Genomic DNA, 12,546 nt, shown 5'->3' on the forward strand with positions numbered 1-12,546 from the left:
TCTAGTCCCTGTAGGAGCGGGCTTGCCCCGCGATTGGCCCTGCCAGGGAAACGCCATGAAGGCTAGCGACAAGGAACTGCTTTTCCTAGACTGTGTCAGAAAACGGGTTATGTGAACTTGCGCACAGGCGCCGACAAATTCGCGCCTAAAGTTTTTTTCGGGTTGGCCGAAAACAAGGCAAGCGTCCAAATTCCCAGAGGTTTCTACAATCATGGTCATCGACTTCAGTCGTTTGAATAATGCGCCATCCATCACCGGTGGCGTTCGCGGCAATACCGCGACCGGCAACGCCGAGAAAGCCGGCGAAACCAGCCAGGCGGCCAAGCCCGACGCCAGCGGAGAAGCCGTACATCTCAGCCAGGAGGCCCAGCAGTTGCAGAAGATCAGCGACCAGCTGCGTGATCAACCTGAAGTCAACAGCGCCCGCGTGGCCCAGTTGAAGCAGGCCATCGCAGAGGGTAGCTACAAGGTCGATGCCGAGCGGGTCGCCAGCAAACTGCTTGATTTCGAAGCCCAGCGCTAACCCTTTGGGGCGCTGACTTCAAAGGACGTAACGAGCCAAGAGCCAGCCATGCACGACACTACCCTGCTGCAATTGATCGAAAACGACATCGCGCCCACCCAGGAGCTGCTCGAACTGCTTCAGAAGGAAGCCGTCGCCCTGCATGGCCGTGACATGGCGCTGCTGGAGCATATCCTGGCGCGCAAACAGTCGTTGATCGTCTTGCTCGAGCAGCAGGGCATGCGACGCAACCAGCTGCTCACCGGGCTCGGCCTTTCCGCTGACCGCGAAGGCGTGAAGGCCTTGGCGGAACAATCAACGGTAGGCGAGGTCTTGCTGCAACGTTTGGACGCGCTCTCCCAATTGATGGATGCCTGCCAGGCCGCCAACGCGACCAACGGCCGGATCATCCAGGTGCAACAGCTCGCCACCGCCAACCAGATCCGCATCCTCAACGGCGGCGACTCTCCCTCGCTCTACGACAGCCGTGGCACCACCTCGCCCATGGCCAAGGCACGGGCTATCAGCCAAGTGTGATTACCGCTATCAAGGCACGGAACATACTGGCAAAATGCCGTTACTTGCGTGTGTCGTTTTTGCCTGGAGATTGAAAACCCGTGTTCAATGAAACCGATGCCCCGCAACCGCCGAAGGTGCTGACCACGCCTTTGGAGATCGCGGCCAACCTGCGCCAGCTGCAAGATAGCCATGATCCCTTGATCATCACCTTCCACGAGCGCAGCCAGCGGTTCCAGAGCTACGTGGTACACGTGGACCGTGACAGCAATACCCTGGCGCTGGATGAGATGATTCCGCGCGACGGGGAAAAATACATCGAGAACGGCGAACCGTTCCGCATCGAAGGTTTCCATGACGGGGTGCGCATCGCCTGGGATTGCAACACCGCACCGACCATCACCGAGATCAACGGCCACCGCTGCTACCGCAGCGCCCTGCCCAGCGAAGTGACCTACCACCAACGGCGCAACGCCTTCCGCGCCGCGCTCAAGCTGTCGCAGCTGGTCGATATCGTGCTCGACGGCGAAAAGCTCAAGGGCAAGGGCGCCCTGCGCGGCAAGCTGCTGGATATCTCCGCCACCGGTTGCAAGCTGCGCTTCGAGGGCAATGTGGAAGAGCGCCTGCAACTGGGCCAGGTCTACGAGCGCTTTGCCGCTGCGGCCCCGCTGGGTATCCCGCAAGCGATGGTGGAACTGCGCCACCTGCACTTCGAGGAGCGCGCCAATACCACGTTCGCCGGGGTACGCTTTCATAACCTCAATGGCCAACTGCAGCGCAAGGTCGAGAGCTTCGTGTACCAATTGCAGCGTGAGGCACGGCGGTTCGACAAAGACGACTATTGAGCCTTGCTGGGCCATGAAAAACGCCACCCGATCGGGTGGCGTTTTCGTTTTTACAGCTCGGGGAAGAATCGCGGGACAAGCCCGCGATGAGGCCGACCCTGCCACCTAGATCGACTTATCGACCTCGGCCTGCGGCTCGGCCTCTTCGGCTTTGGCCTTCTGTTCCTCAGCCTCGGTATCCTCCGCGGCCACCGGCGCCTGCATCACCTCCTGCACGGTCGCCTCATCCACCCGCGGGTCGAGCGCCGCCGACAACGGCGAACCGGCCGCTGGCATGGCCACGTGGCCCAGTGGCGCGTCCTGCACCTGGTGCAACCCGGTGACCGCCTTCGGCCGGATACGCCACACCAGCACCAAGGCGAAGAACAGGAAGAAGGCGTACAGCATCTGCGGCCCCAACGCTTTCATCAGCACCCCCGCCGCCAGCGGCCCGATACAGGCCCCCACGCCGTAGGTCACCAGCAACATGGCCGTCAACGAGACACGCCGCTCGCTTTCGACATGGTCGTTGGAAAACGCGACCGCCAGCGGATACAGGCAGAACTGCAGCAGCGAAATCACGAAACCGATGGCGAACAGCAACTCCAGCGGCACGCTGGGCAGCACCGCCAGCGGCAATGCCGCCAGCGCCAGGCCGATCGAGACACTACGGATCAACACGGCTCGGTCGTAGCGGTCCGACAGCCAACCGAGCGGCCACTGCACCACCAACCCCGCGAAGATGCAGCTACCCATGAACAGACCGATCTGCTCGGTGGTCAGCCCCTGTTTGGCCGCATACAAGGGCGCCAGGCCGTAGAACGACCCCACGATCAAGCCCGAGCCCAGCACCGTGGACAAGGACTGGGGTACCCGTTTGAGGAAGAACTTCGGCTCCATCGGCGCCGGACGCAACGGCGCCGGGTGGATGCGCCGGGTCATCGCCACCGGCACCAGGCACAAGGCAAAACACATGGCCACCAGCATCAGCAGTTCAGGGCCGAGTTCCGGATGCACCACCAGGATCAACTGGCCGAGCACCAGGCCCAGGTAGGAGGCGATCATGTAGCCACTGAACACCGCCCCGCGGTGCTTCACATCGGCCTGCTCGTTGAGCCAGCTCTCGATGACCATGTACTGGCACATCATCCCCAGGCCGACGATCATCCGCAGCCCTACCCAGACCGGCAACCAGTTGGTCATGCCATGCCCGAGCACGGCGGCACACACGATGCCGGCGCACGTGGCATAGGCGCGTATGTGCCCGACCCGGCCGATCAGCCGGTGGCCGATCTTGCCGCCCACCGCCAGGCCGAAATAGTTGGCGGCCATCAAGGCGCCGACCCAGAGGCTGTCCACATGGTCGGCGGCCAGGCGCAGGGCCAGGTAGGTACTGAGCAGGCCCGAGCCGATCAACATCATCAGCGCGGCGAAATACAACGACTGAAACGGCTTCCAGATATTTCGCATAAGTCCCTTGCGGCTCCCGAGTCAGGTGGCGATGGGTTGCAGACAAGCATAAGGGCAAATGCCAGGGAATGAGTGCAGTGGCAGGTAAAATGCTGTTGCCGGGGCGCGTCCGGTGCAGGTCATGTCGTGATCAGGCCTGTGCAGCAAGCTGAAAGGCCCCTTCCGCTGGCTGAAACGCATCCATGTCCCAAGTCGACAGGCAGTGCATTAGCCTGGGCTACCGCCTCAGCAATCATCGGAGATTTACATGATAAGGGCCAATTTCACCGCTACGCTGCATAGCCGCCACCGTGGTCAGATCGTTGTTGCAGACAACAACGTACACCCAGTTCTTGGCCTGGATGAAGACGGCTGGCTGTGCACGACAGCCGCGCGCAGGAGCATGCCACGCAGCGCGAATGAATTCCAACGACTCGCATTCCATTTTGAATTCATCGAGCACCGTGAAGACCGCACGCACTACTACATTACCTGCGCAGAACACTGGGCCTATATTGGCGCCCGGCTTGAAAGCAGTGGCAATGGCTGGCTAGGCCTGTATGGTACGCATGTGGCCGGGCGGGTCCGGGATGTGCTCAACGCCCCACATCCGTACAACCTGCTACGTACCAGGCCCTACTGGAAAATCGAAACGCTCCAGCCATGGGACGGCACACTGAAGAACGCCAGCAATATTCCCTTCTACCTGCGGGACATGAACGGCTACCGCGTTGCGGAGTCGCTCTCGGACCATGTCCCGGTAATTGACCTGGCCCGCCAGTACTACCTCAATGCCGGCGAGCGTACCGGTGACGTCCTAGAATTCTATCTAAGCGATATTCAGCTGACCTAACCAGCAAGCATAGTGCTCGGACGGCTACTCTCGCAAGGTCATGCCATTGGCCGGCAGTGGCAAGGCCGTCTTGTAGCGCACCTGCTTCAAGGCGAAACTGGAACGGATGTTGGCCACCCCTGGCAACCGCGTCAGGTAATCCAGGAATCGTTCCAGCGCCTGGATGCTGGGCAACAGTACTCGCAACAGATAGTCCGGATCGCCCGTCATCAGGTAGCACTCCATCACCTCGGGCCGCTCGGCGATTTCTTCCTCGAAGCGGTGCAGCGACTGCTCCACCTGCTTCTCCAGGCTCACATGGATGAACACGTTCACGTCCAGCCCCAGCACCTCGGGCGCCAGCAGGGTCACTTGCTGACGGATCACCCCCAGCTCCTCCATGGCCTTGACCCGGTTGAAGCAAGGCGTCGGCGACAGGTTCACCGAGCGGGCCAGCTCTGCGTTGGTGATGCGGGCGTTTTCCTGGAGGCTGTTGAGAATGCCAATATCCGTACGATCGAGTTTGCGCATGAGACAAATTCACCGGTTTTTTGTGTTTATGCGGAATGTTTATCTGGCCCGTCAGGCAAAGGCAATCAACTTGAGAGAAAAATTCTCTGGCCATCCCCCTATGATGTATTTAGCGCTGACTTACCAGTCACAAGCCGGTACTCAGCGGCGACCGCTTCAAAGCTCACAAAAACAACATTCGAGCGAGCGTAAAAGGCATGAACGAGTACGCCCCCCTGCAGCTGCATGTGCCCGAGCCTACCGGCCGGCCAGGCTGCCAGACCGATTTTTCCTACCTGCGTCTGAACGACGCCGGTCTTGTCCGTAAACCTCCTGTCGATGTGGAGCCCGCCGACACCGCGGATCTCTCCTATAGCCTGATTCGCGTCCTGGACGAGCACGGCAACGCCGTCGGCCCCTGGGCCGAGGACATCGACCCGCAGGTCCTGCGCCAAGGCATGCGCGCCATGCTCAAGACGCGGATCTTCGACAACCGCATGGTCGTCGCCCAGCGCCAGAAGAAGATGTCCTTCTACATGCAGAGCCTGGGCGAGGAAGCCATCGGCAGTGCCCAGGCCCTGGCGCTGCAATACACCGACATGTGCTTCCCAACCTATCGCCAGCAGAGCATTCTGATGGCCCGGGACGTCTCCCTGGTCGAGATGATCTGCCAGTTGCTGTCCAACGAGCGCGACCCGCTCAAGGGCCGCCAGCTGCCGATCATGTACTCGGTGCGCGAAGCCGGCTTCTTCACCATCAGCGGCAACCTGGCCACCCAGTTCGTGCAGGCGGTCGGCTGGGCCATGGCCTCGGCGATCAAGGGCGACACCAAGATCGCCTCGGCCTGGATCGGCGACGGCGCCACCGCCGAGTCGGACTTCCACACCGCCCTGACCTTCGCCCACGTCTACCGCGCCCCGGTGATCCTCAACGTGGTCAACAACCAATGGGCCATCTCCACCTTCCAGGCCATCGCCGGGGGTGAATCGACCACCTTCGCCGGCCGTGGCGTGGGTTGCGGCATCGCTTCGCTGCGGGTCGACGGCAACGACTTCATCGCGGTTTACGCCGCCTCGCGCTGGGCCGCCGAACGCGCCCGCCGTGGCCTGGGCCCGACCTTGATCGAATGGGTCACCTACCGCGCAGGCCCGCACTCGACCTCCGACGACCCGTCCAAGTACCGCCCGGCCGACGACTGGAGCCACTTCCCACTGGGCGACCCGATCGCGCGTCTGAAGCAGCACCTGATCGCCAGCGGCCATTGGTCCGAGGAAGAACACCAGGCGGTCACCGCCGAGCTCGAGGCCGAAATCCTCAAGGCCCAGAAGGAAGCCGAGCAGTACGGCACCCTGGGCAATGGCCACATCCCGAGTGCCGCCTCGATGTTCGAGGACGTGTACAAGGAAATGCCCGAACACCTGCGCCGCCAGCGCCAGGAACTGGGGGTCTGAGATGAACGATCACAACAACAGCATCCATCTGGAATCCGCCATGTCCACCACCACCATGACCATGATCCAGGCCCTGCGCTCGGCCATGGACATCATGCTCGAGCGCGACGACAACGTGGTGATCTACGGCCAGGACGTCGGCTACTTCGGCGGCGTGTTCCGTTGCACCGAAGGCCTGCAGGCCAAGTACGGCAAGTCGCGGGTGTTCGACGCGCCGATTTCCGAGAGCGGTATCGTCGGCACTGCCGTGGGCATGGGCGCCTATGGCCTGCGCCCGGTGGTGGAGATCCAGTTCGCCGACTACTTCTACCCGGCCTCCGACCAGATCGTCTCGGAGATGGCCCGCCTGCGCTACCGTTCGGCCGGCCAGTTCACTGCCCCGCTGACCTTGCGCATGCCCTGTGGCGGCGGCATCTACGGCGGTCAGACCCACAGCCAGAGCCCGGAGGCGATGTTCACCCAGGTCTGCGGCCTGCGTACGGTGATGCCATCCAATCCCTATGACGCCAAGGGCCTGCTGATCGCCGCCATCGAATGCGACGACCCGGTGATCTTCCTGGAGCCCAAGCGCCTGTACAACGGCCCGTTCGACGGCCACCACGACCGCCCGGTGACGCCGTGGTCCAAGCACCCGCAGAGCGCGGTACCCGACGGCTACTACCAGGTCCCGCTGGACAAGGCTGCCATTGCTCGCCCAGGCAACGACGTGACCGTGCTGACCTACGGCACCACGGTGTACGTGTCCCAGGTGGCCGCCGAGGAGACCGGCGTCGACGCCGAGGTCATCGACCTGCGCAGCCTGTGGCCGCTGGACCTGGACACCATCGTCGAGTCGGTCAAGAAGACCGGCCGCTGCGTGGTGGTCCACGAGGCCACCCGTACCTGCGGTTTCGGCGCCGAACTGGTGTCGCTGGTCCAGGAGCATTGCTTCCATCACCTCGAGGCGCCGATCGAGCGCGTCACTGGCTGGGACACCCCCTACCCTCACGCACAGGAATGGGCCTACTTCCCCGGCCCTTCGCGGGTAGGTGCGGCATTGAAACGGGTCATGGAGGTCTGAATGGGCACGCACGTCATCAAGATGCCGGACATCGGCGAAGGCATCGCACAGGTCGAGTTGGTGGAATGGTTCGTCAAGGTCGGCGATGTGATCGCCGAGGACCAAGTGGTGGCCGATGTCATGACCGACAAAGCCACCGTGGAAATCCCTTCGCCGGTCAGCGGCAAGGTGTTGGCCCTGGGCGGCCAGCCAGGTGAGGTGATGGCGGTCGGCAGCGAGCTGATCCGCATCGAAGTCGAAGGCGGCGGCAACCACGTGGATGCGCCGCAGGCCAAGCCGGTCGAAGCCGTCGCGGCCCCTGCTCCGGCGCCGGTCGCCGAGCCACCGCGCAGCGCACCTCAAGTGATGGCCAGCCAGCCTGCCAGCACCAGCACTGCCGCGCCTATCGTGCCGCGCCAGGCCAGCGACAAGCCTCTGGCCTCCCCGGCCGTGCGCAAGCGCGCCCTGGATGCCGGTATCGAGCTGCGCTACGTGCATGGCAGCGGCCCGGCCGGGCGCATCCTGCATGAAGACCTCGATGCGTTCATCAGCAAGCCCCACAGCAGCGCCGGCCAAGCGCCGAGCGGCTACGCCAGGCGTACCGACAGCGAGCAGGTGCCGGTCATCGGCCTGCGCCGCAAGATCGCCCAGCGCATGCAGGATGCCAAGCGCCGCGTCGCCCATTTCAGCTACGTCGAGGAAATCGACGTCACCGCCCTGGAAGCCCTGCGCCAGCAGCTCAACCAGAAGCACGGCGAAAGCCGCGGCAAGCTGACCCTGCTGCCGTTCATCGTGCGCGCCATGGTCGTGGCCCTGCGCGATTTCCCGCAGATCAACGCCACCTATGACGACGAAGCCCAGGTCATCACCCGCCATGGCGCGGTGCATGTAGGCATCGCCACCCAGGGCGACAATGGCCTGATGGTGCCGGTGTTGCGCCATGCCGAAGCCGGCAGCCTGTGGAGCAACGCCGCCGAGATCGCCCGCCTGGCCAACGCCGCGCGCAACAACAAGGCCAGCCGCGACGAGCTGTCGGGCTCGACCATCACCTTGACCAGCCTCGGCGCACTGGGCGGTATCGCCAGCACGCCAGTGGTCAACACGCCGGAAGTGGCCATCGTCGGGGTCAACCGCATGGTCGAACGACCGGTGGTGATCGACGGCCAGATCGTCGTGCGCAAGATGATGAACCTGTCCAGTTCCTTCGACCACCGTGTGGTCGATGGCATGGATGCCGCCCTGTTCATCCAGGCCGTACGTGGCCTGCTGGAACAGCCCGCCTGCCTGTTCGTGGAGTGAGCATGCAACAGATCCTCAATACCACCCTGCTGATCATCGGTGGCGGCCCTGGCGGCTACATCGCCGCCATTCGCGCCGGCCAGCTGGGCATCCCCACCGTGCTGGTCGAAGGCCAGGCGCTGGGCGGCACCTGCCTGAACATCGGCTGCATCCCGTCCAAGGCGCTGATCCACGTGGCCGAGCAGTTCCATCAGGCCAGCCGCCTCGATGACACCTCCCCCCTGGGCATCAGCGTGTCCGCACCGCGCCTGGACATCACCCGCAGCGTGGCCTGGAAGGACGGCATCGTCGATCGCCTGACCAGCGGTGTCGCCGCACTGCTGAAGAAGAACGGCGTGAAGGTGATCCACGGCTGGGCCAGGATTCTCGACGGCAAGAACGTCGAGGTCGATGGCCAGCGTATCCAGTGCGAACACCTGCTGCTGGCCACCGGCTCCACCAGCGTGGAACTGCCGATGCTGCCGCTGGGCGGCCCGGTGATCTCTTCCACCGAGGCCCTGGCGCCCAAGGCCCTGCCCCAGCATCTGGTGGTGGTTGGTGGCGGCTATATCGGCCTGGAGCTGGGCATTGCCTACCGCAAGCTCGGTGTGCAGGTCAGCGTGGTGGAAGCCCGCGAGCGCATCCTGCCGACCTACGACGCCGAGCTGACCCAGCCGGTGGCCGAGTCGGTGAAGAAACTGGGCATCGCCCTGTACCTGGGTCACAGCGTCGAAGGCTACGAGAACGGTTGCCTGCTGGCCAACGACGGCCAGGGCGGGCAACTGCGCCTGGAGGCCGACCAGGTGCTGGTCGCGGTCGGTCGTCGTCCGCGCACCCAGGGCTTCAACCTTGAATGCCTGGACCTGAAGATGAACGGTGCGGCAGTGGCCATCGATGAACGCTGCCAGACCAGCATGCGCAACGTCTGGGCCATTGGCGATGTGGCCGGCGAGCCGATGTTGGCGCACCGCGCCATGGCCCAGGGCGAAATGGTGGCGGAAATCATCGCCGGCAAGGCACGGCGTTTCGAGCCGGCTGCAATTGCCGCGGTGTGCTTCACCGACCCGGAAGTGGTGGTGGTCGGCAAGACCCCGGAGCAAGCCAGCCAGCAAGGCCTGGATTGCATCGTCGCGCAGTTCCCCTTCGCCGCCAACGGCCGGGCCATGACCCTGGAAGCGAAAAGCGGCTTCGTGCGCGTGGTGGCCCGCCGTGACAACCACCTGATCCTCGGCTGGCAGGCCGTAGGGGTGGCGGTCTCGGAGTTGTCCACTGCCTTCGCCCAATCCCTGGAGATGGGCGCACGGCTGGAGGATGTCGCCGGCACCATCCATGCCCACCCGACCCTGGGCGAAACGGTCCAGGAGGCGGCCCTGCGTGCCTTGGGCCACGCCCTGCATATCTGACACTGAAGCGGCGACGGCCGATTTGACCCGCTGCGCCCCAGGCGCCGCGGGTCTTTTTTGTCCGGCTTTGCAAGGCTTGCCCCCCTGTAGGAGCGGGCTTGCCCCGCGATCGGGCGCGAAGCGGCCGCAAATCCGGTAAACCCTGGTATTGAGTTGGCTGATTATACGGCCGCTTCGCGCCCGATCGCGGGGCAAGCCCGCTCCTACAGGGGTCGGCTGCAGCTCATTCGAAAATGGTGTTCTTGCCCGCAGCCTTGGCCCGGTACAGCGCCCGGTCGGCCCGCGCCAGCAGGTCGTGCTGGTCTTCATCCTCCTGCCAGCGCACCACGCCGAAGCTCATGGTCAACCGGCAATCGCCGATCGGCTCCACCGCTTCCATGGCCTGGCGGATCGCGCCTGAAATCTCCAATGCCTGCTCCACCGGCGTTTGCGGCAACACGGCGACGAACTCGTCCCCCCCCCAGCGCGCCAGCAGGTCCTGAGGGCGCAGACAACCCCGGATGCATTCGACCACCTCCACCAGCGCCGCATCCCCGCGGGCATGGCCGTGGCGGTCGTTGATCGGCTTGAAGTCGTCTACGTCCATGACGATCAGCGACAACGGCTGGCGGAAACGCCGGGCCCGTTCGCATTCCTGCTGCAGGGTCTTCTCCAGGCGATAGCGGTTGGCAGTGCGGGTCAGCGCGTCGCGCTCGGCAAGCTCCAGGTTCTCATCGAGCTGGCGTTGCAGTTGCTGGTTGACCCACGACAGCTCCCGGGTGCGCTCGGCTACCAGGGTTTCCAGGGACTGGTTCTTCTGCTGCAGCTCGATCACCAGGCGCTTGCCGGCATCGATGTTGCGGTGCGCGCCGAGCATGCGCGCCACCGAGCCATCCTCGTTGCGGGCGATGATATGGCCGCTGTCCTCGATCCACAGGTAACTGCCGTCCTGGCAACGGCAACGGTATTCGATGCGGTAGCGCTCGTTGCGCTGGTTGATGTAGGCCTCGAAGTGGGCCATTACCCGGGGGTAGTCCTCCGGGTGGATGACGCTTTCCCAGGTGAGCACGGTGTTGGCCATGGAATGGCTTTCGTAGCCGAGCATGGCGTACCAGCCGGGGTTGCGGTAGACGTACCCGGAATTGGCATCCCAATCCCAGATACCATCGCTGATCAGCTCGAACAAGGTATGCAGCTGCTGCTCGCTGAAACCGGCGGGCACCGGCTTTGGCTCCTGACTCATGACACGCTCCCTGGCTCCCCTCGGTGGCAAGCATAGCTGCACCGCACAGCCCTGCGGATAGCCCGGCAGGCCGCTTTCGTGCCTTTGCGAGCCCAAGCCTGTATACCTGTAACGTTCATGGAACTGCGGCCCAGGCCACTCCCCACCCTGTGTAGGAGCGGCCTTGTACCGCGAAGGGGCCGCGCCGGCGGCCCTCAAGGTTCAAGGTTCCTCGATCCCCGTGGTATCACCGATCAACGACTCGGCCTTGAGCACAGGCGCCGGCTGCTTGCGCAGGCTCGCCACCTGGGCTGCGGTCACCGCACCGGCCTGGTTGCCCCAGCTGCTGCGGATGAAGTTGACCACATCGGCCACTTGCTGGTCGTTCATCCGCCAGGCGAAGGCCGGCATGGTGAAGGTCGACGGCGCCGTCTGCGTTGCAGGCAAGGTGCCGCCTTCGAGCACGATGTGGATCAGCGAAGTGGCATCCTCGCCCTGCAGCACCGGGTTGCCGGCAAGGGCCGGGAACACCCGCGCGTAGCCCTTGCCATCGGTGCGGTGGCAAGCAGCGCAGTTGTCCACGTAGAGCGCGGCACCGGGCTTGGCATCGTCGCCCTTCCACAACGCATCGGCGACCTGGCGGTCCTCCTGGAACGGCTTGTCGTCCGGGTTCACCGGCGGCAAGGTCTTCAGGTAGCGGGCGATGGCGCTGAGGTCGGCGTCGCTCATGTACTGCATGCTGTGTTCGACCACATCGCTCATGCCGCCGAAGACCGCCGTGCGCTCGTTGCGCCCGGTCTTGAGGAAGGCCACGATCTGCGCCTCGCTCCAGCTGCCCAGGCCATCTTTGTGATCGCCCCGCAGGCTCTTGGCGACCCAGCCTTCCAGCGGCGCGCTGCCGGCCAGGTAGGCATCGCCGTCGTCGGCATCCAGCGCTTTTTCCTGCATGGTCAACGCCCGTGGCGTATGGCAGGCGCCACAATGGCCCAGGCCCTCGACCAGATAGGCCCCGCGGGCCACCACCGGGTCACGCCCACCGGCCTCGAACGGCTTGACCTCAGGCGCGAACAGCCCGCGCCAGAACGCCAGCGGCCAGCGCATGCTCAGCGGCCAGGGGATGTCACTCTCCTTGTTGGCCTGCTCCACCGGCTGCACGCCGTGCATGAAGTAGGCATAGAGCGCCTGCATGTCCTCGTCGCTGACCCGCGCATAGGACGGGTATGGCATGGCCGGATACAGAGTGCTGCCATCGAGCCCGATGCCCTGGCGTACGGCGCGCTCGAAGTCTTCGTAGCTGTAGTCGCCGATGCCGCTCGGGTCCGGGGTGATGTTGGTGGAATAGAGCGTGCCGATGGGGGTCTCCATGGGCAGGCCGCCGGCGAACGGCTTGCCGCCCTTGGCGGTATGGCAGGCCACGCAGTCGCCGGCGCGGGCCAGGTATTCGCCCTTCTTGACCAGGGCCGGGTCGGCCGCGTCGGCGGCATGCAGCAGGGTACTGGCGCCCAGGCAGAGGGCGGCGGTCAACAGTCGTTTCATGGTCG

General features: G+C 64.2%; 12 protein-coding genes. 8 read left to right on the forward strand and 4 right to left on the reverse strand.

The genetic code is table 11. The features are described from left to right. The first annotated feature begins 211 nt into the window (after nucleotides 1-211). From flgM to ACNFCI_RS08815, 3 genes are all read left to right on the forward strand, one after another. Nucleotides 212-523, forward strand: coding sequence for a flagellar biosynthesis anti-sigma factor FlgM (gene flgM, locus ACNFCI_RS08805; protein ID WP_084858259.1), 312 nt, complete (start codon nucleotides 212-214; stop codon nucleotides 521-523). 48 nt (nucleotides 524-571) lie between these two features. Then, nucleotides 572-1,039, forward strand: coding sequence for a flagella synthesis protein FlgN (locus ACNFCI_RS08810; RefSeq protein WP_084858260.1), 468 nt, complete (start codon nucleotides 572-574; stop codon nucleotides 1,037-1,039). 80 nt (nucleotides 1,040-1,119) lie between these two features. Next, entirely contained in the window at nucleotides 1,120-1,863 is a 744-nt protein-coding gene (locus ACNFCI_RS08815) for a flagellar brake protein (RefSeq protein ID WP_084858261.1), read from the forward strand. A gap of 105 nt (nucleotides 1,864-1,968) precedes the next feature. Here ACNFCI_RS08815 and ACNFCI_RS08820 read toward each other — a convergent pair whose 3' ends face one another. Next, nucleotides 1,969-3,312, reverse strand: coding sequence for an MFS transporter (locus ACNFCI_RS08820; protein WP_084858262.1), 1,344 nt, complete (start codon nucleotides 3,310-3,312; stop codon nucleotides 1,969-1,971). 247 nt (nucleotides 3,313-3,559) lie between these two features. Here ACNFCI_RS08820 and ACNFCI_RS08825 point away from each other — a divergent pair, with 247 nt between their 5' ends. Next, on the forward strand, nucleotides 3,560-4,144 hold the full coding sequence (locus tag ACNFCI_RS08825; protein WP_368830298.1) for a hypothetical protein: 585 nt from the start codon (nucleotides 3,560-3,562) through the stop codon (nucleotides 4,142-4,144). A 24-nt stretch (nucleotides 4,145-4,168) separates the two neighbouring features. Here ACNFCI_RS08825 and bkdR read toward each other — a convergent pair whose 3' ends face one another. After that, nucleotides 4,169-4,654 carry a Bkd operon transcriptional regulator BkdR gene (gene bkdR / locus ACNFCI_RS08830; RefSeq protein ID WP_023381577.1) on the reverse strand — a complete coding sequence of 162 codons (486 nt, stop codon included), beginning with the start codon at nucleotides 4,652-4,654 and terminating at the stop codon, nucleotides 4,169-4,171. 197 nt (nucleotides 4,655-4,851) lie between these two features. On the opposite strand from bkdR, the gene ACNFCI_RS08835 reads away from it, so the two are divergent. Genes ACNFCI_RS08835 through lpdA form a run of 4 tightly spaced genes read left to right on the forward strand, consistent with a single transcriptional unit; the run spans nucleotide 4,852 to nucleotide 9,804 of the window. Beyond that, complete coding sequence (locus ACNFCI_RS08835) at nucleotides 4,852-6,084, forward strand: 3-methyl-2-oxobutanoate dehydrogenase (2-methylpropanoyl-transferring) subunit alpha (RefSeq protein ID WP_084858264.1); 1,233 nt, start codon at nucleotides 4,852-4,854, stop codon at nucleotides 6,082-6,084. Nucleotide 6,085: 1 nt separating this feature from the next. Continuing rightward, entirely contained in the window at nucleotides 6,086-7,144 is a 1,059-nt protein-coding gene (locus ACNFCI_RS08840; protein ID WP_084858265.1) for an alpha-ketoacid dehydrogenase subunit beta, read from the forward strand. Continuing rightward, nucleotides 7,145-8,422: a dihydrolipoamide acetyltransferase family protein gene (locus ACNFCI_RS08845; RefSeq protein WP_368830297.1), complete on the forward strand. Its 1,278-nt coding sequence runs from the start codon at nucleotides 7,145-7,147 to the stop codon at nucleotides 8,420-8,422. A gap of 2 nt (nucleotides 8,423-8,424) precedes the next feature. Next, the gene (gene lpdA, locus ACNFCI_RS08850) at nucleotides 8,425-9,804 is read left to right on the forward strand and encodes a dihydrolipoyl dehydrogenase (protein ID WP_084858267.1); all 1,380 of its coding nucleotides are present in this window, start codon (nucleotides 8,425-8,427) and stop codon (nucleotides 9,802-9,804) included. Nucleotides 9,805-10,027: 223 nt separating this feature from the next. On the opposite strand, the gene ACNFCI_RS08855 is transcribed toward lpdA, so the two are convergent. Next, nucleotides 10,028-11,026, reverse strand: coding sequence for a sensor domain-containing diguanylate cyclase (locus ACNFCI_RS08855; RefSeq protein WP_084858268.1), 999 nt, complete (start codon nucleotides 11,024-11,026; stop codon nucleotides 10,028-10,030). Nucleotides 11,027-11,227: 201 nt separating this feature from the next. Continuing rightward, the gene (locus ACNFCI_RS08860) at nucleotides 11,228-12,541 is read right to left on the reverse strand and encodes a c-type cytochrome (RefSeq protein WP_368830183.1); all 1,314 of its coding nucleotides are present in this window, start codon (nucleotides 12,539-12,541) and stop codon (nucleotides 11,228-11,230) included. Nucleotides 12,542-12,546: the final 5 nt, after the last annotated feature.

Source organism: Pseudomonas sp. NY15356 (genome assembly GCF_048068175.1).
Lineage (GTDB): Bacteria > Pseudomonadota > Gammaproteobacteria > Pseudomonadales > Pseudomonadaceae > Aquipseudomonas > Aquipseudomonas putida_K.